The 19,847-nt window shown below is 69.6% G+C and carries 20 protein-coding genes, 1 tRNA gene and 1 other RNA gene; 12 read left to right on the forward strand and 10 right to left on the reverse strand.

What is annotated here, in order from left to right:
* From ABC337_RS05760 to ABC337_RS05775, 4 genes are read left to right on the forward strand one after another with little or no spacing between them, the layout of a single operon-like run.
* Positions 1-996, forward strand: a complete 996-nt coding sequence (locus ABC337_RS05760) for a sugar phosphate isomerase/epimerase family protein (RefSeq protein WP_412884785.1) — start codon at positions 1-3, stop codon at positions 994-996.
* A 3-nt stretch (positions 997-999) separates the two neighbouring features.
* Positions 1,000-1,872: a TolB family protein gene (locus ABC337_RS05765; RefSeq protein ID WP_412884784.1), complete on the forward strand. Its 873-nt coding sequence runs from the start codon at positions 1,000-1,002 to the stop codon at positions 1,870-1,872.
* Positions 1,873-1,905: 33 nt separating this feature from the next.
* Complete coding sequence (locus tag ABC337_RS05770; RefSeq protein ID WP_412884783.1) at positions 1,906-2,442, forward strand: GNAT family N-acetyltransferase; 537 nt, start codon at positions 1,906-1,908, stop codon at positions 2,440-2,442.
* Positions 2,443-2,500: 58 nt separating this feature from the next.
* Positions 2,501-3,205, forward strand: a complete 705-nt coding sequence (locus ABC337_RS05775; RefSeq protein ID WP_412884782.1) for a DsbA family oxidoreductase — start codon at positions 2,501-2,503, stop codon at positions 3,203-3,205.
* Between the two features lie 9 nt (positions 3,206-3,214).
* On the opposite strand, the gene ABC337_RS05780 is transcribed toward ABC337_RS05775, so the two are convergent.
* On the reverse strand, positions 3,215-3,463 hold the full coding sequence (locus ABC337_RS05780; protein ID WP_412884781.1) for a hypothetical protein: 249 nt from the start codon (positions 3,461-3,463) through the stop codon (positions 3,215-3,217).
* A 189-nt stretch (positions 3,464-3,652) separates the two neighbouring features.
* On the opposite strand from ABC337_RS05780, the gene ABC337_RS05785 reads away from it, so the two are divergent.
* On the forward strand, positions 3,653-4,291 hold the full coding sequence (locus tag ABC337_RS05785) for a TetR/AcrR family transcriptional regulator (RefSeq protein ID WP_412884780.1): 639 nt from the start codon (positions 3,653-3,655) through the stop codon (positions 4,289-4,291).
* A gap of 24 nt (positions 4,292-4,315) precedes the next feature.
* On the opposite strand, the gene ABC337_RS05790 is transcribed toward ABC337_RS05785, so the two are convergent.
* Both ABC337_RS05790 and ABC337_RS05795 read right to left on the reverse strand, forming a co-directional pair.
* A complete protein-coding gene (locus ABC337_RS05790; RefSeq protein WP_412884779.1) occupies positions 4,316-4,996 on the reverse strand; it encodes a LytR C-terminal domain-containing protein in 681 nt (226 codons plus the stop codon).
* Positions 4,989-5,288 (reverse strand): type II toxin-antitoxin system VapB family antitoxin, encoded by a 300-nt coding sequence (locus ABC337_RS05795; protein WP_290257291.1) that lies wholly within the window; start codon positions 5,286-5,288, stop codon positions 4,989-4,991. The genes ABC337_RS05790 and ABC337_RS05795 overlap by 8 nt, the downstream gene beginning before the upstream one ends.
* Before the next feature lie 115 nt (positions 5,289-5,403).
* Here ABC337_RS05795 and ABC337_RS05800 point away from each other — a divergent pair, with 115 nt between their 5' ends.
* Positions 5,404-6,300 carry an HAD family hydrolase gene (locus ABC337_RS05800; RefSeq protein WP_412884778.1) on the forward strand — a complete coding sequence of 299 codons (897 nt, stop codon included), beginning with the start codon at positions 5,404-5,406 and terminating at the stop codon, positions 6,298-6,300.
* A gap of 278 nt (positions 6,301-6,578) precedes the next feature.
* Complete coding sequence (locus tag ABC337_RS05805) at positions 6,579-7,994, forward strand: stealth family protein (RefSeq protein WP_412884981.1); 1,416 nt, start codon at positions 6,579-6,581, stop codon at positions 7,992-7,994.
* Between the two features lie 40 nt (positions 7,995-8,034).
* Here ABC337_RS05805 and ABC337_RS05810 read toward each other — a convergent pair whose 3' ends face one another.
* The 4 genes from ABC337_RS05810 to ABC337_RS05825 form a co-directional block, all read right to left on the reverse strand.
* The gene (locus ABC337_RS05810) at positions 8,035-8,976 is read right to left on the reverse strand and encodes a phosphodiesterase (protein WP_412884777.1); all 942 of its coding nucleotides are present in this window, start codon (positions 8,974-8,976) and stop codon (positions 8,035-8,037) included.
* A gap of 218 nt (positions 8,977-9,194) precedes the next feature.
* A complete protein-coding gene (gene fdhA / locus ABC337_RS05815) occupies positions 9,195-10,406 on the reverse strand; it encodes a formaldehyde dehydrogenase, glutathione-independent (protein ID WP_412884776.1) in 1,212 nt (403 codons plus the stop codon).
* 223 nt (positions 10,407-10,629) lie between these two features.
* Entirely contained in the window at positions 10,630-11,115 is a 486-nt protein-coding gene (locus ABC337_RS05820) for a glutathione peroxidase (RefSeq protein ID WP_412884775.1), read from the reverse strand.
* 133 nt (positions 11,116-11,248) lie between these two features.
* Positions 11,249-12,748 carry a M23 family metallopeptidase gene (locus tag ABC337_RS05825; RefSeq protein WP_412884774.1) on the reverse strand — a complete coding sequence of 500 codons (1,500 nt, stop codon included), beginning with the start codon at positions 12,746-12,748 and terminating at the stop codon, positions 11,249-11,251.
* 230 nt (positions 12,749-12,978) lie between these two features.
* Between ABC337_RS05825 and ABC337_RS05830 the strand changes: the two genes are divergently transcribed.
* Positions 12,979-13,890 carry an oxygenase MpaB family protein gene (locus tag ABC337_RS05830; RefSeq protein WP_412884773.1) on the forward strand — a complete coding sequence of 304 codons (912 nt, stop codon included), beginning with the start codon at positions 12,979-12,981 and terminating at the stop codon, positions 13,888-13,890.
* 55 nt (positions 13,891-13,945) lie between these two features.
* On the opposite strand, the gene ABC337_RS05835 is transcribed toward ABC337_RS05830, so the two are convergent.
* A tRNA-Ser gene (locus ABC337_RS05835) sits at positions 13,946-14,030 on the reverse strand.
* Positions 14,031-14,165: 135 nt separating this feature from the next.
* Between ABC337_RS05835 and ffs the strand changes: the two genes are divergently transcribed.
* The 3 genes from ffs (at position 14,166) to recR (ending at position 18,074) form a co-directional block, all read left to right on the forward strand.
* An RNA gene (gene ffs, locus ABC337_RS05840) (signal recognition particle sRNA small type) lies at positions 14,166-14,262 on the forward strand.
* Between the two features lie 27 nt (positions 14,263-14,289).
* Positions 14,290-17,427 (forward strand): DNA polymerase III subunit gamma and tau, encoded by a 3,138-nt coding sequence (locus tag ABC337_RS05845; protein ID WP_412884772.1) that lies wholly within the window; start codon positions 14,290-14,292, stop codon positions 17,425-17,427.
* A 47-nt stretch (positions 17,428-17,474) separates the two neighbouring features.
* On the forward strand, positions 17,475-18,074 hold the full coding sequence (gene recR / locus ABC337_RS05850; protein ID WP_412893215.1) for a recombination mediator RecR: 600 nt from the start codon (positions 17,475-17,477) through the stop codon (positions 18,072-18,074).
* 34 nt (positions 18,075-18,108) lie between these two features.
* Here recR and ABC337_RS05855 read toward each other — a convergent pair whose 3' ends face one another.
* Together ABC337_RS05855 and ABC337_RS05860 are read right to left on the reverse strand one after the other, a co-directional pair.
* Complete coding sequence (locus ABC337_RS05855; protein ID WP_412884771.1) at positions 18,109-18,612, reverse strand: hypothetical protein; 504 nt, start codon at positions 18,610-18,612, stop codon at positions 18,109-18,111.
* 106 nt (positions 18,613-18,718) lie between these two features.
* On the reverse strand, positions 18,719-19,099 hold the full coding sequence (locus tag ABC337_RS05860) for a VOC family protein (RefSeq protein ID WP_412884770.1): 381 nt from the start codon (positions 19,097-19,099) through the stop codon (positions 18,719-18,721).
* Positions 19,100-19,198: 99 nt separating this feature from the next.
* Between ABC337_RS05860 and ABC337_RS05865 the strand changes: the two genes are divergently transcribed.
* Positions 19,199-19,783: a GNAT family N-acetyltransferase gene (locus ABC337_RS05865; protein WP_412884769.1), complete on the forward strand. Its 585-nt coding sequence runs from the start codon at positions 19,199-19,201 to the stop codon at positions 19,781-19,783.
* Positions 19,784-19,847: the final 64 nt, after the last annotated feature.

Below are 19,847 nucleotides of genomic sequence, written 5' to 3' on the forward strand. Positions count from 1 at the left end.
ATGGGCCGCCCGTACACCCTGTTCACCGGCCAGTGGGCCGACCTTCCCTTCGAGGACGTCGCCCGGCTGGCCTCCGGCTGGGGCTACGACGGCCTGGAAATCGCCGTCTCCGGCGACCATCTGGACGCCTGGCGGTGGGACGAACCCGGCTACGTCGAGTCCAAACTCGCGGTGCTGAAAAAGTACAACCTCAAGGTCTGGGCCATCTCCAACCATCTCAAGGGCCAGGCCGTCTGTGATGACCCCATCGACTTCCGGCATGAGGCGATCGTAGGCTCCAAGGTGTGGGGCGACGGGGGCCCCGAGGGCGTCCGGCAGCGCGCAGCCGAGGAAATGAAACACACCGCGCGCCTCGCCCAGGCTCTCGGCGTGGACACCGTCGTCGGATTCACCGGCTCCTCGATCTGGCAGTACGTGGCGATGTTCCCGCCCGTCCCGGAAAAAATGATCGAGGCCGGCTACCAGGACTTCGCCGACCGCTGGAACCCGATCCTGGACGTCTTCGACGAATGCGGTGTCCGCTTTGCCCACGAAGTCCACCCGAGCGAGATTGCCTACGATTACTGGACCACTGTCCGTACCCTGGAAGCCATCGGCCACCGGGAAGCATTCGGCCTGAATTGGGACCCCTCGCACTTCATGTGGCAGGGCATCGACCCGGTCTCCTTCATCTGGGACTTCAAGGACCGGATCTACCACGTGGACTGCAAGGACACGAAGCTCCGGCCCACCGGGCGGAACACCGTCCTGGGTTCCCACCTGCCGTGGGGCGACCCCCGGCGCGGATGGGACTTCGTCTCCGCGGGACGCGGCGACGTGCCCTGGGAATCCTCTTTCCGCGCCCTCACCGCCATTGGGTACACGGGCCCCATCTCGATCGAATGGGAGGACGCCGGCATGGACCGCCTGCACGGCGCCCCGGAGGCCCTAGCGGCGCTCAAGAAGTTTGATTTCCCGGCTTCGAGCGCCTCCTTCGACGCAGCCTTCACGCAGTAGGCCGTGCCACGCACCCTGCAACCCGGTCAACGCTGCGAGGTCTGGGTCGGATCCGCCCTCACGGGCTCCCGTGAGCTGATCTACTCCACCGACAGCCTGCTTCTGGAAGCCCCGAACTGGACTACGGACGGTTCAGCGCTGATCCTCAACGGTGCCGGCGTCCTGTGGCGGCTGCAACTGGCCGGCCGGTCACTCGCGGCCATCCGGGTCACGGGGGTGCCCGCCCTCAACAACGACCACGTGATCGCCCCCGGCGGAGGCTGCCTCTACCTCTCCGCAGAGGACGGGCACCTCTACCGGGCTGGCATCGGCGGGGGCGATGCCGAGCGGGTCACCGCCGAGGACGGGTTTGCGCACTACCTGCACGGGATCAGTCCCGACGGCGCCCGGCTGGCCGCCGTCGCCATCGAAGCCGGTGATTTCTCCCGGCCCGGCCGCCTCGTGACCATGCCCGCGGACGGCGGACCCGTCACCGCTGTCGACACCGGACCAGGGCACTGCGACGGCCCGGAATATTCGCCGGACGGGGCATGGATCTACCTGAACACCGAGGCCTTCACCGACCGTCCCGGACACGCCCAGCTGGCCAGGGTCCGCCCCGACGGGTCCAGGCTGGAGTGCCTGCTCAGGAGCGCCAGCGTCGACTGGTTCCCGCATCTGTCCCCGGACGGGCGGTTCGCCAGCTACCTCCGGTTCCCGACGGGAACGGTTGGCCACCCCGAAAATCTCGACGTCGAGGTCGTCGTCGTCGCCCTCGAGGACTGGACCACCCCGATGTACAGCTGGGCCGTGTTCGGCGGCCAGGGAACGCTGAACGTCAACAGCTGGGCTCCGGACTCGGACCACTTCGCCTTCGTCACGTACCCGCCCGGCTGACACCCTGCCCGGCACCGGGACTAGGGTTTTGCTATGACCCACCTGATCCGGAAAGCCACCCTTGCGGACGCCGGCGCCCTGGCCGAACTGGCCGCCGTCACCTTCCCGCTCGCCTGCCCGCCCGAGTCGCGGCCGGAGGACATTGCGGCGCACATTGCCAACACCCTGAGCGAGCGGAATTTCCGGGACTACCTCGCCGACCCGGACGTGACCGTCCTGGTCCTCGACGTCGACGGCGCCCTGCGCGGCTACAGCCTGCTGGTGGACCGGCCGACGCAGGACCCCGACGTGGCCTCCGCCCTGGGCCTCACCCCGGCCGCCGAACTCAGCAAGTGCTACGTGCACCCGGACCACCACGGCGTCGGGGCGGCCGCCGAGCTGATGCGGGCCAGCGTCGCCGCCGCGGCCGCCACCGGTGCCCGCGGGCTCTGGCTGGGGGTCAACAGCCAGAACGCCCGGGCCATCCGTTTCTACGAAAAGTCCGGTTTCCGGCAGGTGGGCACCAAGTCCTTCCGGCTGGGCGACACAGTGGAACACGATTTCGTGCTGGAACGTCCGCTCGCCGACTGACCCGGCTCCGCCGTCGTTGTCCGGGAATGCCCCGGGGGGCATCTCGGTTGTGGAAAGCATGAAGATTGAGATTTGGTCCGACGTCGCCTGCCCCTGGTGCTACATCGGCAAGCGCCGTTTTGAAACCGCCCTGGCCGCCTTCCCCCACCGCGATTCCGTGGAGGTCCAGTGGCGCAGCTTCCAGCTGGACCCGAACCTGCCGGAGCACTATGACGGCACCGAACTGGACTACCTGAGTACCCGCAAGGGCCTGGACCCGCAGCAGGTCGCCGGCATGTTCGACCACGTGGCCGCGCAGGCCGCCGGGGAAGGCCTGAACTACAAGTTTGGCGACGTGGTGGTGGCGAACAGCTTCGCGGCGCACCGCCTGATCCACCTCGCGGCGGCCCACGGCAAGCAGGATGTCGCCAAGGAACGGCTGCTCAGCGACCACTTCGAGCACGGCCAGGACATCGGGAACCGGTCCTATCTCACCTCGCTGGGCCTCGAGCTCGGGATCGACGCCGCCGAGGTCGACGAGCTCTTCACCACCGATAAGTACTCCGACGCCGTCCGCAACGACATTGCCGAGGGCCGCGCCCTTGGCGTGAGCGGCGTGCCGTTCTTCGTGATCGACCGGAAGTACGGGATTTCAGGCGCCCAGCCGGCCGAGACGTTCAGCGCGGCCCTGGACCAGGCCTGGCAGGAGAGCCAGCCGCTGGTGATGGTTGATGCCTCAGGCGCCGACGGCGCTGCCTGCGGTCCGGACGGCTGCGCGATCTAGGCGATACCCTCAGGCGGGCTGTGCCAGATCCACGGTGCGGCCCGCCTCGTCCGGTACGCAACGGATGATCTCCAGCGCCTCGACGTCCAGCAGCTTCCGCGCCCCGGTCCGGGAATCGAGGATCCAGAACAGCTCCATCAGGGGCACCGTCTGGGTCACCCGCCCGCGGTGGAAGAGCCTGCCGTTGTGCCAGGCCTCGATGTCGTCCCCAACCGACAGCTCCGCGCACGTCGTCACGGCCGTCCCGTTGTCCTCCATGAAATTGCTCCTCCCCAGCGTCCGCCCCGTCGTCGGGGCTCCCATGATCCCCAGCTTGCCCCGCCCACGTTTCGGCGGCGTTTCCGGCAGGTGATATTTCCGCGTCACAGGCAAAGAGCCGACGGCGGGGTTATGGGCTAGCTGGCCGCCCGCCGGAACTTTACTGACAGATCGCGCTAAAGTGTCCGTATGCCCAGGATTACGGCCGCGAGCAACTCCGCCCAACGCGCCGAGACCCAGCGGCGGATTCTCACCGCCTTCGGTGAACTGCTGTTCACGCACGGGCTTCCCGGGCTGACCATGACCGACGTCGCCCGGCACGCCCAGATCGGCCGCACCGCCGTCTACAACTACTACGCGGACATCGAAGAGCTCCTCATCGCGTACGCCCTGGACGAGACCGAACGCTTCCTGGTGGAACTCCGCGAGGCGCTGGCCGGCCTTGACAACCCCGTGGACCGCCTGGCGCTGTACGTCCGCGCTCAGGTGGCGGACCTCAGCCGCAGGCACCTGCCGCCGGGCCCGGCCATGGCCGCCGTCCTCTCCCCCGCGTCCTTCGCGAAGCTGGCGGACCACGTGGGCGAACTCAGCGTCCTGCTGCAGGACATCCTCCGCGACGGCGTCGCCCAGCACTACCTCCCGGACGCGGACATCGGGCAGCTCGCCCAGCTCATCCACGGCACACTCTCCTCCAGCGCCGCCCGCGGCGACGGGGCCGGGGCGGATCCCGAGGCGGAGGCGCGGATCGCTCGGACGGTGCGGTTCGTCCAGCTCGGTGCGGGCGCACGGTTCGACGACGCCGGCCGTCCCCTGCGCCTCACGGCCTGACGGTTTAGAGGGTCAAAGGTTTCGCTAGGGGTTGGGGCTGGCCGGCACGACGGACGGCACCACCGGCGTCGCCGGGGCGTCCGCCTCGCGGCGGGTCTCCCGCGGGCAGCTGAGCTTGCCGGGGGTCTGGTCGACCAGTTCCGGCTTGGCCAGGTCCTTGAAGTCACCGGTCAGGATCACGTCCACGGTCGCGTCGGTGCGGCCGTCCTGGACGTAGTCGGACCCCGGCAGGTTCCGCTGGACGCTGAAGGCCGAGGACTGCCCTGCCGCGCCTGAGACCACCAGCGCCACCCCGTGGAAGCCGGACTCGGTGTTGCCCACGGTGCCGACGGCGAACTTCCTGGCCACCAGCTCGTCCGCCACGGTCTTCGCCAGCCCCGGCCGGTTGGTGGAGTTATAGACGTTGAGCCGGATCTTCTCGTGCGGAACGTAGTCGTAGGTGGCCTCCGGGCAGGCCGAGACCGCGGCGGGGCTCCGCTCCGCCGTCGGAATCTTGATCTGGCCGTTCTGGATGGCCATCGCCACCACCACGGCGGCAACCAGCAGCCCCACCAGCAGCACCAGGACCACCCCGTGGAGGATCCGGCGCCGCATCCGGTCCGGATTCTCGAGCTCGTCCTCTTCGACAAACGTGGCCCGCAGGTCCGAGCCCGTCACCACATGATGCCCATGCAGAACCGTCGGGTCCTGCGGCTTCCTAGCCATTGACCACCAGGACACGGGCGTGGATGGCGGTGCGCTGGTGCAGCGCGGTGCGGACGGCCCGGTGCAGCCCGTCTTCGAGGTACAGCACCCCGCGGAACTCCACGACGTGCGGAAACAGGTCGCCAAAGAAGGTGGAATCCTCGGCCAGCAGGGCCTCGAGGTCCAGGGTGCGCTTGGTGGTCACGAGTTCATCCAGCCGGACCGGGCGCGGCGGCAGTGCCGCCCAGTCCTTGGGCGTATGGAAACCATGGTCGGGGTAAGGGCGTCCCTCGCCCACAGCTTTGAAGATCACCATGCAAGCCTATGGAACAACCCGGGTCAGGGGAATCCACGGAGCCCCGGCGCCGGAGGTTGTGGCCAAACAGTAACCATCCGCGGCCCCCTGCACCGGCTGAGAGAATGGAGGCATGAGAGATTCCGAGGCTTCCACCCCGCCGCTGGCCCTACTGCTCGACGTCGACGGCCCCATCGCAAGCCCCGTCACCCGAACCGTCACCCCCGGCATCATCGCCGACCTGCTGACCCTCACCGCCGCCGGCATCCCCGTCATCTTCAACACCGGCCGCTCGGACGCCTTCATCCGCGAGCAGGTCATGGACCCGATGATCGCCGCCGGGATGCCCGCCGGCCTGACCGTCCACGCGATCTGCGAGAAGGGCGCCGTCTGGTTCAGCTACACGGCGGCGGGCCCCGGCACCGTCCACGTCGATGACGCCCTCGCCGTCCCGGCCGCGTTCGGCGACGACGTCCGGCGGCTGGTGGCCGAGGATTACGCGGCGCACATGTTCTTCGATGAAACCAAGCGCGCCATGGTCTCGGTGGAGCAGCACGTCGACGTCGCCAACGCCGACTACCGCGCCGAACAGGCCCTGTTCGACGCCGACGCCATGGACCTGATGCAGCGGCACGGCCTCGGCGTCGTCCGGCTGGACCGCCACATCCCGGACAGCGACGACGCGATCGATTACCGCGTGGACCCCACCATCATCTCCACCGACATCGAGTCCGTCCGGCTGGGCAAGGACCTCGGCGCCAGCCGCGCCGTCGAACTGCTGGCCGCCCAGGGCATCACTCCGCAGGCATGGCGGACCGTGGGCGACTCCCGCACCGACTACGCCATGGCCGACTGGCTGTTCCACAACGACCACCCGGTCAAGCACGTGGATGTCCGGCCGGCGGACGGCATCCCGGTCAAACCCTACGAGGTGCTGACCGCGGCGGACCTGGGGCTGGGCGCGGACGTCATCCACGACGACGCCGGCGCGGCCTTCCTGCGGCACTGGCGGGCCGCCCTGGCCGGCTGAGCCGCGGCCGCTGTGACGGGCCGTTTTGGCGGCCCGCGATATCATGCCAGTAACAACGCGGCTAGCACGAAAGCCAGTCAGGAAAACGGAGAATCGACATCACCGACGCATTGATCCAGGACGAGATTTACTACGGCAGCCAGGCCACCGAGGACGACCACGCCCATGCAGAGGTCACGTCAGCGGCAGCCGTCGCCAGGTTCCGAACGCGCAGCGACATTGTCCGCAGGCACGGCCGCTACGCGCTGATCAATGAAAACCGCACCCCGTACCAGTCGATGGTCGAGGACCTGTTATTCGTCCGTGAGGTGCTGGTCCGTGCGGACATCGACTACCTGCTGGTCCGCGGCAACAACCACCGGCCGGTGATCGCCGTGGACTGGAAGAACCGCCGGGAACTGCGCGCCGCCCTGGTGGAGGCCTGCAGGGACGAGCCGTTCTACTCCATGACCGTGGACGCCAAGAAGAAGTCCTCGGTCCTGGTGGCCGACGGCGAGCTCTCGCCCAACCGCCAGGCCCGGATCTTCCGGCTCTACCGGCCGTGCGTGGAACCCAACGGCGGCCTTGAGTTCGGTGCCTCCGCAGGCGTGCAGCTGGAACTTTGGAGCTTCGAGGGCGACCAGCTGATCCTGCCGATCGAGAACTCCCTGACCCGCCGGACCCTGCTGGCCCAGGACGCGGTGCGCGGCACGGTCGAACGCTATGGCCACACCTGGCCGACGATCGAGAACATGTTCGCCGACCACGCCAGCGACATCAACTTCGACATCGACATTGTCTTCTCCTGGGTGGACGGCTCCTCACCCGAGTACATCGCCGCGCGCAAGGCCCGGATGGCCGGCGTCGTCGTCGGCGAGGGCGACGACCACGAGGCGCGCTTCCGGCAGATCAACGAGCTGAAGTACGCGCTGCGCTCCGTGTACATGTTCGCCCCGTGGATCCGGCGGATCTTCATCGCCACGGACTCCCCCGCCCCCGAATGGCTGGCCGACCACCCCGCCGTGACGATCGTGCGCAGCGAGGAGTTCTTCGCCGACACGTCGGTGCTTCCCACGCACAACTCGCAGGCGGTGGAGAGCCAGCTCCACCACATCGAGGGCCTCTCCGAGCACTACCTGTATTCCAACGACGACATGTTCTTCGGCCGCACCGTGGGCCCGGACATGTTCTTCACCCCCGGCGGCATCACCAAGTTCATCGAGGCGGAGACCCGGATCGGCCTGGGTGACAACGACGCCGAGCGGAGCGGGTTCGAGAACGCGGCCCGGGTGAACCGGAAGCTGCTGTGGAACCGCTTCGGCCGGATCACCACGCGCCACCTGGAGCACACGGCGGCGCCGTTGCGCCGCAGCGTCACCGCCAAGATGGAGCAGGAGTTCCCGGAGGAGTTCGCCCGCACGGCGGCCAGCCGGTTCCGCGCCGCGGACAACATCTCGGTGACGAACTCGTTCTACCACTACTACGCGCTGCTGACCGGCCGGGCCGTGACCCAGACGGCGGCCAAGGTGCGCTACGTGGACACCACCGCCCGGGCGGGCCTGAACTACCTGCCCAAGCTGCTCTCCAAGCGGAACATGGACTTCTTCTGCCTCAACGACGGCAGCTTCCCGGAGGTCCCCGCCGAGGAACGCGCCGAGATCGTGACGGACTTCCTGGAGAAGTATTTCCCGATCAAGGCGCCCTGGGAGAAGTAACCGGAGCCTTCCCGGACCGGCCGCCGGAGGGGACGCGGGCCTAGTTCAAGAACGTCATGCTCCGGTCGCCGGAGGCCGAGGGGTTCTCGGGCCGGCCCTGGTCGGGGATGCGGATGCCGGCCGCGGCGATCCGCCGGGTGGCTTCCTGCGCCGTGACGAACTCGCCCACCGGCGGCAGCACCTCGCCCAGCTGGACCACCGAGTGCACGATGGTGTGCTCATAGACGTGGACCAGGTTGAACGCCTGGCCGCCGTCCCGGCCCCGGCTGCCGCCCACCGGGACGTTCAGGTCCTGGGTGTAACAGGTCGCAGAGGCCACCGAAACGGGGATGCCGGCGAACGTGGCCGACGTCGAATAGTGCAGGTGCCCGGCCAGGATGGTGCGGACGTCCGTGCCCCGGAGCACCGCCGCGAGGGCAGCCTGGCCGCGCAGTTCCACCAGCACCGCCAGGTCCAGGACGGACGGCACGGGCGGGTGGTGCAACGCCAGGATAGTGCCGTCCGGAGCCGGTGTGGCCAGCTCCGCCGCGAGCCAGTCGAGCTGTTCGGGGCTGAGTTCGCCGTGATGGAAGCCGGGCACCGAGGTGTCCAGGGTGATGATCCGCAACCCGTCCAGGAAGTAGCTGCGGTCCACGGGGCCATCGTGGGCGGGTTCGTCGAGCAGGCCGGTACGGAAGTTGGCCCGGTTGTCGTGGTTGCCCATGGCCCAGATGATCTTCGCGCCCATGGCCTCGCAGGCGGGTTCGACAATCCGGCGCAGCTTGGCGTAGGCGTCGGCCTCCCCGCGGTCGGCCAGGTCGCCGGTAAAAATCACCGCCTCGGGGCGCGCGCCGGAAGCCTGGACTTGCTCGAAAAGCTGGCGCAGGTGGGCCTCGGCGTCGACGACGCCGTGCAGCGGATCGGAACCGCCCAGCAGGTGCGCGTCACTGACGTGGAGTAGGAAATGGCGTGGCCGTGGGTGCTCGGCCTCGATGAGCTCCATTGCAACCTTCCTGGTTGGGTGGAGGCGGTCCCCCCAGCGATCCCTCTCAGTACCTTCTATCCAACCAGATTTCCGGCCGGACGTGGGCAAACTCAGGTAGGCAGCTTTAAAACGGGCACGGCTACGCGTGCGGATTAAGTAATCCGGCGGCACCCTACCTGCGCACCCTGGTGCAGGAAGGCTGCCGCCGGACCGTAGGTCACCCGGTGGGGCGGGCCCTAGCTGAGGTAGCCGTTCGGGTTCAGCACGTACTTGGTGGCGGCGCCGGCGTCGAACTCGGCGTAGCCCTTCGGTGCGTCCTCCAGGGCGATCGCCTTGGCGTTGACGTTCTTGGCGATGTGGACCTTGTCGTGCAGGATCGCCATCATCAGGCCGCGGTTGTACTTCATCACCGGGCACTGGCCGGTGGTGAAGCTCAGCGACTTGGCCCAGCCGGTGCCCAGGCTCAGGCTGAGCGCGCCCTTCTTGGCCGCCTCGTCGACGCCGCCTGGGTCGCCGGTGACGTAGAGCCCGGGAATGCCCAGCGCCCCACCGGCCGCAGTGAGCTCCATCAGGGAGTTCAGCACCGTGGCCGGTGCCTCCTTGGCGTCATGTCCGTGGCCCTTGGCCTCGAAGCCGACCGCGTCAACGCCGCAGTCAACCTCGGGAACGCCCAGGATCTGCTCGATCTGCTCGGCCGGTCCGCCCTTGGACAGGTCGATCGTCTCGCAGCCGAAGCTTCGGGCTTGCTTGAGCCGGTCCTCGTTCATGTCGCCGACGATGACGACGGCGGCGCCGAGCAGCTGCGCGCTGGTGGCGGCCGCGAGGCCCACCGGCCCGGCGCCCGCGACGTACACGGTGGATCCGACGCCGACACCCGCGGTCACGGCGCCGTGGAAGCCGGTGGGGAAGATGTCCGAGAGCATGGTCAGGTCCATGATCTTCTCGAGGGCCTGGTCCCGGTCCGGGAACTTCAGCAGGTTCCAGTCCGCGTACGGCACCAGCACGTAGTTGGCCTGGCCGCCCACCCAGCCGCCCATATCCACGTAGCCGTAGGCGCTTCCGGGCCGGTCGGGGTTGACGTTCAGGCAGATACCGGTCTTGCGTTCCTTGCAGTTGCGGCAGCGTCCGCAGGCGATGTTGAAGGGCACCGAACAGATGTCGCCAACCTTGATGAACTCGACGTCGGGACCGACCTCGACGACTTCGCCAGTGATCTCGTGCCCCAGCACCAGGTCGGCGGGGGCGGTGGTGCGGCCGCGGACCATGTGCTGGTCCGATCCGCAGATGTTCGTCGCGACGGTCTTGAGGATGACGCCGTGGCGCACCTGCCGGCCGACGTTGGCCGGGTTGACGCCTGGTCCGTCTTTGAGTTCGAAAGTGGGGTAGTCAATGTCGATGAGTTCGACTTTCCCTGGCCCCTTGTAGGCAACGGCTTTGTTTCCTGTCATCACTTTCCTCCTGGTTTCACGGACCCCAATGTTGAGTGCCCAGTTGTGATTCACGAAGCGTTCTGATGCACCCTCCTGGCCAGCGTCGATAACGCTGCCGGCGGGCGCCGCAAGAAAGCCGCGAACCGGCCCGAACGTCGGAGGGTCCGGCCAGTCTAGGACGGGATGGCGCGGAGGGATAGACCCCTCGGGCCCTTGCGGGCCGAGGGTCCCGACCGGTCCCTTAGGCGAGCGCGGCCTGCACCGCCTCGATCACCTCGGGGGCGTCCGGTTCCACGGTGGGGGCGAACCGGGCGACGATCTCGCCGTCGCGGTTGATCAGGAATTTCTCGAAGTTCCACTTCACCAGGCCCGGCAGCAGGCCCTTCTTGAATTTGGTGAGGCGGGAATAGAGCGGGTGCTGGTTCTTGCCCCGCACGTCGGCCTTGGCGGTCAGCGGGAAGGTGACGCCGAAGTTCCGGTCGCAGAATTCGGCGATATCCGCGTCGCTGCCCGGTTCCTGGCCGGCGAACTGGTTGCAGGGCACGCCCAACACGGTGAACCCCTCGTCTTCAAATTTGTTGTGCAGGGCCTGGAGGCCGGCGTACTGGGGCGTGAAGCCGCACTGCGAGGCAACGTTCACCACCAGCACCACCTGCCCACGGTAGCGGCCGAAGTCCGTTTCGGTGCCGTCGTTGAGGGTGAGCGGAACGGAGTAGAGGTCGGTCATGGCGGGGTCCTCCCGGGCGTCGAGTCGGCGTGCCGGAAGCATAGCCCGGCATGGTCACAACCGTAATTCGACGCCGACGGGCGGCGGTATGGGTGGCCGGCGGCCGGAGGGCCGGGGGCCAGGAGTCAGGCGGTCAGGGGGCGACTGTGCCGGTGGGGGCCGGAGTGCCGCTCGGCGCGGGATCCGCGGTGACGGGCGGGGCGGTCAGTTCCGGGGCGGGCGAGGTCACCGGCGGCGGCGTGACCACGGGCGGCGGCGCAGGGGCCGGCGGGGGCACCTCGACGACGGGCGGTGGTGGCGGAGGCAGCTCGACCACCGGCGGCGGAGGGGGAACCTCCACAACCGGCGGCGGGGTCACCACGGGCGGTGGGGCCTCCGTCACCGGCGGCGGGGCCGGGGTGGTCGCCGGGGGCGCTGGCGGCGTGGTCACCGGCGGCGGCGTGGACGGCGCCTCCGAGCCGACCGGCGGGGTGGTGGCCGGGGGCGTCGTCCCCGGCGGCGTTGTCGCGGGCGGCGTGCTGGTGGTCGGCGTACCGGTCGTGGTGCCGGTCGCCGGCGGAGCGGCGGTGACCGGTTCGGAGGTCACCGGCGCCGAGGTGCCGGGCGCCTGCCCGGTGGTGGACGACGGCGGCCGGGTGGGTGAGAGGGCGTCCGCCGTCGGTGAGGGCGACGGCGAGTAGGACGCGGTGTAGCCGGGCAGCTGCGGGAGCAGGGCGGCCGGGATCTCCTGGGCGCCGTTGGCCACCTCGTGCCGGCCATCGTCGGAGACCGGGATGGCCCAGCCCAGCGAGGAGTTGGATGGGAGCCCGGCGTCGGGCGCGTAGCTGGTCATCTCCAGGGGACCCAGCGGGTCGGTCTGCGTAATGGGAAGGAACGTCCAGTCCAGCGGGTTCTTGTGTACCCCGTTGAGGATGGTCTCGAAATGCAGGTGGCAGCCGGTAGAGGACCCGGTGGTGCCCACCTTGGCGATCACCTCACCCACGCGGACCGAGTCGCCCTTCTTCACGGCGATCCCCTCCAGGTGGTTGTAGGTGGTGATCAGGCCGTTGCCGTGGTCGATCTCCACGCGGTTCCCGCCGCCCCAGGGGTGCCAGCCCACGGCGCGCACCACCCCGGCGTCGGCGGCGTAGACCCGCGTCCCGCAGGCCGCCGCGAAATCCTGGCCCCAGTGGAACTCCCCCGCCACCCCTGAGAGCGGGCTGGTCCGCAGGCCGAACGGCGACGAGGGGTTCAGGACCTCCAGGGGGGCCATGAGGAAACCCTCCGCGGGCCGCTTCAACCCGGAGGAGGCCACGTTGAGCTCCCCCGGGGTGCCGTCCTTGGTGCCCGTGAGTACGGCCGAGCGCGAGTACGCCACCAGCGCCCGCGGGTCCGTCGTGAAGCCCGCGCCCGGGTCGCCCGCGGCAGTGACCGCCCCGGCGGCCGCGGCCTGCGCTGCGCCCGTCGCCGCCGCCGTCGTTCCCCCGGCGGCGGTGATCGCGGCCCCGGGGCGCAACGTGGGGCTGACCGCCACGTCCCGGTCCGGCACGCCGACCGAGACCACGGCCGTTCCCGCGCCTGTGACTCCCTGGACCCCGAACGTCAGCACGGCCAGCGAGAGGCAAAACCCTCCCGAGAGGCAACGCACCGCCACGATTCGTTTTCTTGTTTTTGGTTCGCTGGTCGTGTTTCCCCAGTGCTTTCCCACGATGTAAACCCCACATCCTCAGTCGCCGGCAACGCGGCCTGACCTCTTTCATGGGACCACAATCGGCAAGGGGTGTGAACCGTCCGAACTACCCTTCTTGAAACTCGGGTAGCACCTCAGTAGTCGCGGTCCGGACACCAAGTACCGCAGGGAGGGATCCGGGCGCAGAATGGACCATGCGCACTATGTTGCAGAATTTCCAGGCCGAACTCCGGCATACCTTCACCGGGTCACGGGACACGGCGCCGCCCTGGGTGGCCCGTCTCGAGGAGGGCGACGACGCCGGCTACCACCTGCCGGGCTCGGCCGTCTGGACGGTGCACGGGGGCATGCCCGCGATCGTGGCCGGCATCCGGGCGCTGCTTATGCAGTCGCTGCACCCCGGCGCCCTGACCGGCGTGCACGAGCATTCACACTTCCGCGAGGACCCGCTGGGGCGCCTGGCCCGCACCATCCGCTGGATCTTTACCGTTACCTACGGGTCGACGACGGCGGCGAGGGAGGCCACGGCCTGGGTCCAGCGCCTGCACGAACCGGTCCGCGGCGATTATCGGGACGCCGCGGGAGACGTCAGGCCCTACGCGGCGAGCGACCCGGAGTTGCTGCGCTGGATCCACATCGCCTTCACCGATGCCTTCCTGACGGCCCACACCATGTTCGGGCCGGCGATTCCGGGCGGGCCGGACGCCTACGTCCGCGAATGGGCGCAGGCCGGGGAAATGATGGGCGTGGACTCCCCTCCGGTCAGTGCCGGGCAGATGCGCCACGAGCTCCGCGACTGGTACGACGGCGGGACGCTCGCCGCCGGGCCGATGGTTGCCGAAACCGTGCACTTCATCCGGCATCCTCCCCTGCACCCGATGCTCAGGCCCGGCTACCGGGTGCTGTTCGCCGCCGCGGTGGCAAGCCTGGAACCGGAGTACCGCGAGCTGCTCGGGCTTCGGACCGCCCGGCTGGGGCCCTTGCCGCTGCCGGTAAAGCTGATCACCCGCGCCACCCTCGGCGTCGTCCATCTGGCCCTCGGCCGGACGGGTCCGAGCGAACTGGCCGCCCGCTCACGGCTCCGCCGCCTCGGATTCCGGGCCTGACGGGTCCGGAGCCCGGACGCAAAAAGGCCCCGGTCCAAGGGACCGGGGCCAACCGCGGAGAATGGGGGATTTGAACCCCCGAGGGCGTTAACCCAACACGCGTTCCAGGCGTGCGCCATAGGCCGCTAGGCGAATTCTCCAGTTGCTTCTGAATCAAAAGCAGATACTAGAATACCCGAACTTCCGCCCGTCGACCAATCGGGGTGCCGACGGGCCTGGATGGCCCCTGCCCGGGAGCGGATTCGGGGCAGGCCGGGATCTCGGGTAAAGTAGTCGACGGCCCCTCATGTGGCGTCATCCTGTTGAACTCCCCCAGGACCGGAAGGTAGCAAGGGTAAACGGGCTCTGGCGGGTGCATGAGGGGTCTTTTATGTCTGTGCCGATTGGTAGGGTTTAAGCGTGACCGTAACTACCGCCCTGTACCGCCGCTACCGGCCTGATTCGTTCGCGGATGTCATCGGGCAGGAGCACGTCACCGACCCCCTGATGACGGCGTTGCGCAAGAACCGCGTCAACCACGCCTACCTCTTCTCCGGCCCGCGCGGCTGCGGCAAAACCACTTCCGCCCGCATCCTGGCCCGCTGCCTGAACTGCGCCGAAGGCCCCACCGACACCCCCTGCGGCGTGTGCCCCAGCTGCGTGGAACTGGCCCGCGGCGGCGCGGGTTCCCTGGACGTCATCGAGATCGACGCGGCGAGCCACGGCGGCGTGGACGACGCCCGCGACCTGCGTGAACGTGCCACCTACGCGCCGGTCCGGGACCGCTACAAAATCTTCATCATCGACGAGGCCCATATGGTCACCTCGGCAGGGTTCAACGCGCTGCTGAAGATCGTCGAGGAGCCGCCGGAACACATCAAGTTCATCTTCGCCACCACCGAGCCGGACAAGGTGATCGGCACCATCCGGTCCCGCACGCACCACTACCCGTTCCGGCTGGTCCCGCCGGAGCCGCTGATGGCGTACCTGGAACAGCTCTGCCAGCAGGAGAACGTCCCGGTGGCGCCGGGCGTCCTCTCGCTCGTGATCCGCGCCGGCGGCGGCTCGGTGCGTGACTCGCTCTCGGTCCTGGACCAGCTGATGGCCGGTGCCGGCCCCAATGGCCTGGACTACGAGCTGGCCGTGGCCCTGCTGGGTTACACGCACGCCTCGCTGCTGGACGACGTCGTCGAGGCCGTGGCGGCCGCCGACGCAGCCACGGTGTTCCGCGCCGTGGACCGGGTGATCCAGACCGGCCACGACCCGCGCCGTTTCGTCGAGGATCTGCTGGAGCGCTTCCGCGACCTCATCATCGTCCAGGCGATGCCGGAGAGCGCCCAGTCCATCCTGCGGGGCATGCCGGCGGACCAGATCGCCCGGATGCAGAGCCAGGCGCACAACCTGGGCGCGGCCGAGCTCTCCCGCGCGGCGGACGTGACCAACACGGCGCTCACCGAGATGACCGGGGCCACCTCCCCGCGGCTGCACCTTGAACTGCTGTGCGCCCGCATCCTGCTGCCCAGCGCGGAGCAGACCGAACGCGGCATCGCCGCCCGGATCGACCGCGTGGAGCGGCGCCTCAACTACGCCGGATCCGACGGCGGCGTCCCGGCCGCCGTGCCCGCTGCTGCGGCTTCCGCTGTTGCTGCCGCTGTTGCGCCCGCGGCCCAGGCACCCGCCGCGACTCAGGCCCCCGCGGTTCGGGCACCGGAACCGGCCGCCCCCGCCCCGGAGCGGACACCGGCCGCACCTCCCGCCGCGGCCCAGCCGTCCGCTCCCATGCCTGCGCCCGCAGTATCGGCCGAGCCGCCACACCAGTCCCCTGCTCCGAGCCGGGCAGCCGCTCCGGCCGCCGCCCACAACGGCGCCAGCAACGCCGCGCGTCCAGACCAGACTCAGGCACCGGCACCAACGTCGACAGCAGCGCCCACGCCGGCACCCGCAGGCACCCCCGCTCCCGCTCCTGCTGGGACGCCCGCGCCGCGGGCCTCCCAGCCCGCCGAGGCTGCCCCGGTTGCCGCTCCCGCGGCCGCCGCCCCGGGCTCCGGCTCGGGACCCGATGTGGAGGTGCTGCGCCGCGCCTGGCCGGAAGTCCTGCAGACCCTGACCAGGATCAAGCGCAGCACCTGGGCCCTGGTGGAGCCGAACGCCCAGGTGGGTCATGTGGAGGGCCACGTCCTGACGCTGCTCTTCAGCACCGCCGGGCTGGCCGGGGCCTTCGGCCGAGGTGACCACGCCGAGAACCTCCGGCAGGCGATCCACAAGACGATCGGCATCGACTGCCAGATCACCGCCGTCGCCGGCGGGTCCAAGAGCCCAGCGAGCTCTGAGCCAAACCCAAAAGCGCCTACTGAGCCCGAGGCTGCTGCCCCCAGCTCGGCCGATGTAGCGTGGGGCCTCGCGCCTGCAGCCGCCCCGGCCTCCGCGCCCACGCCGGCTTCCGCGGGCCCACGCGATGCTGCCCCGGTGGCCGCCGCAACGCCTGCCGCGGCAGAAGCCTCCGTTGCTGCGCCGGCTCATTCCGCTACGGCCCAGTCTGCGCACGCCCAGCCTGCTCCGACTCAGTCCGCTCCCGCTCAGTCTGCTCCTGGCCAGTCTGCTCCGGCTGCACCCGCGGCGAACCGCGGAGCTGCTTCTCCGGAGGCATCCGCCGCGGCACCTTCAGCCAAATCGACCCCCGCGGCACCCGCCGCCCCCGTGCCGCCGTCCGCTTCCGCGGCACCCGCGGACCAGGGCTGGAGCGGATCGTACGCAGACCCGGATGACGATTGGGGACCGCCCCGCGACGAGGACGCTCCCCCGCTGGATGAAGAGCCGCCGATGGACTGGACTCCGTCGCCGTCCAGGTCTGTCCAGACCACCCCGACGCCCGTGCGCGCCGACAACCCGGCACCCGTCCGGGCGCCGGCCGCGGATCGCACCCCCGCTGCCGCCCCCGCTCCCGCTGCGGACGCTGGTTCAGGTGCCGGAACGGCCAAGCCCGATCCCGCCCAGGATCCCTGGGCGCGCGCTGTCGAACAGTCCCCGGGCGTCTGGACCGTCGGCACCGAGCTGAACGTGGGACGGCACAACGCGACCGACGCCGGGACCGCAAAGGCCACGGAACCCGAGCCCCACGTCACCGAACCGGAACCGCGCCGCTACGAACCCGCGACGGCGCAGCCCCCTGCGCGGCAGAGCACCCCTGCGCCGGCGGCCCCGGCCCCCGGGAACCTCCCGCACGCCGCGCCGCAGGAAGCCGCGGCAACCGGCGGCTCGGCCGTCCTGACGGCGGCCCCGCCGGTGACGGCCCCCGCGCCCGTCGGAGCCCCGGCCGGCGGACGGCAGAGTCTCTACCAGCGCCTGTCGAACAGCCCGGAGGCGGAGGCCGGACGCGCAAAGGCGCCCGCCCGGGCCGTCGCGGCCGCCACCACCTATGAGCAGGACATCCCCAGCGCCGACGATGAGACCATCGAGGAATCGGGGGTGTTCGGCCGCGCCGCCGTCGAACGCATTCTGGGCGGCAAGCTGCTCGAGGAGCGCTCCCTCGACGGCAGCCCACTGGCGCCGCGCTTCTAACCCTCCCGGCGCCCTGAGCGGGCGCTACCCCAACGAACGAGGAAATTGTGTACGAAGGTGCAGTCCAGGAGCTGATCGATCAGCTCGGCAGGCTACCCGGCGTCGGGCCGAAATCCGCCCAGCGCCTGGCCTTCCACATCCTCGAGGCCGATCCGCAGGACATGAAACGGCTTGTCGAGGCGATCACCACGGTGAAGGAACGCGTGAAGTTCTGCACGGTCTGCGGCAACGTCACCGAACAGGAGATGTGCAACATCTGCCGTGACCCGAGGCGTGATCCGTCGGTCATCTGCGTCGTGGAGGAGTCCAAGGATGTCCTGGCCGTCGAACGCACCCGGTCCTTCCGCGGCCGGTACCACGTGCTGGGCGGCGCCATCAATCCGATCGCCGGGGTGGGCCCGGAACAGTTGCGGATCCGGGAGCTGCTGACGCGGTTGAACGACGGCGCGATCCAGGAGATCATCATCGCCACGGACCCCAACCTGGAGGGCGAGGCGACGGCCACCTATCTGGCGCGGATGCTGAAATCCATCGGCATCGCCGTCACCCGTCTGGCCTCCGGCCTGCCCGTGGGCGGCGACCTCGAATACGCCGACGAGGTCACCCTGGGCCGCGCCTTCGAGGGCCGCCGCAACGCCCTCAGCTAGCCCGAAGCAGGCCCCGGAAAGGGATTCACCCGGGTCAGTGACCGCGCGGCCCGGGATCGTCCTGTCCGATGGGCGGCCGGATCACCGCCAACAGGTCCAGCGACTCCGGGCTCGCTGCGAGCTCCAGCCTCCCCTTATCGGTGGCCAGGGTGACCGCTTCGTAGCCGGCCGACGCCGGCAGGTATTTCCGGTCTTTGCCGGTGATTGTCCAGCGCTCTGACACGTCCGCGACGGTGAAGTTCGTGGCGCGGCCAACGGCTTCAAGGCTCTCGTAGACGGCGGGTTGGAACCGGAGAGTGCCCTCCGTGGGGGTGACGACGCCGGGATTCCAGATCCCGCTCAGGGACCCCGGCAGGGAATCCGGGTAGCGAATAAAAGCCCGCAGCTGTCCCTTCCCGGCGAGTTCCTTTCGCTCCTTCCGCGTCGCGCGCAGATGGACCACGGTGATCAGCCAGTACACGACGACATTTGAAAGGCCGCTTAAGATGACGGATCCGGGCTCGCGCCCGGAAAGTGCCAGCCAGGCGGCGGTGCTCACGGTGGCTATCACCACCAGGCCGGTAAACGCACCGAGGTACGGGTGTTTCCGACCCCACGTCCTCAGCGTCTTCCGTGAGGGCCGCACCGTCGGTGTCCGCAGCGGCTCAGGCGTCGAGGAACAGGCAGATGGCCTGGCCGGCCGGGTCAAGATGCACCCGCACGTCGTCCTGCGGCTGAAACTCGGCCAGCGTCGCGCCGGCCCCTTGAGCATGGGCTGAGGCCTCGGCCAGATCCGTGACGGCGATGTCCAGATGCATCATCATCTGTTGCGCCCCACGCCCGGCGGGCCAGACCGGCGGCACATACCCGGCGTCGCTCTGGAACGAGAGCCCGGCGCCGCCGTCCGGGGAGACCACCGTGACCCATTCGGGCTCATCCTGCCCCAACTCCCAGCCCAGGAGGCGGCGGTAGAAGTCCGCCAAACCGCGGGCATCGGGGGCGTCAAGGACGAAGCCGGACAATCTCAATGCTGGCCTCTGGCTCATAGCAACCCCCACAGTGCGGTTCCGGCTTTCGGGCCAGTATTGCATCCGGGCCGCCGGCCGGAACAGACCGCAACAGGCCGGGCGGTAGAGTCACGGACAATGATCCCGGACCCCATCCCCACCGAACGGCTGACGCTCCGGCCCGTGACGACCGCGGACGAGGCTGCCCTGCTGCGGTTCCGCGGCAACCCGGAAGTGACCCGGTATCTCTCGCACGCCCCGCTGGATGCCGCGGAGAACTCCACCCGGTTGCGCACCATGCTGTCACGGGCCGAGGCCTCCACCCCGGAACAGTTCGACCTCTGCTGGGCCGTGGTCCTGCGCGGCACCGGCGAGGTGATCGGCGATGCCCGGACCTGGACCGCCGAAGCGCCGCCCGCCCCCGGACCCATCCCGGCCGGCGCCCTCGGCTACCTGATCCACCCTGACCACCACGGCCACGGCTACGGGCGGGAGGCGGCGGGGGCCCTGGTGCGCTGGCTGTTCGAAGACCGGGGCGTCGGCACGGTCCTCGCCGGCGTCTACGAACCCAACCTCCCCTCCCGCAGGCTGCTGGAGACGCTGGGATTCGTCCCGGACCACTACTTCACGGCGGCCCAGGACCGCGCCGGGAAGGGCCTCCCCTCCTGGCGCTACCGGCTGGACCGGCCACCGGCGGCGGGTCCGCCCGCCGGTCACAATTGAACGCCGGACCGGCCGCGGCGATAAACTTGGGCTGAAGCCGCCGTCGCACCACTCGGTCGCGCCG

Origin of the sequence: Arthrobacter phoenicis, from assembly GCF_047238215.1 — a bacterium.
In the GTDB taxonomy this organism is placed as follows: domain Bacteria; phylum Actinomycetota; class Actinomycetes; order Actinomycetales; family Micrococcaceae; genus Arthrobacter.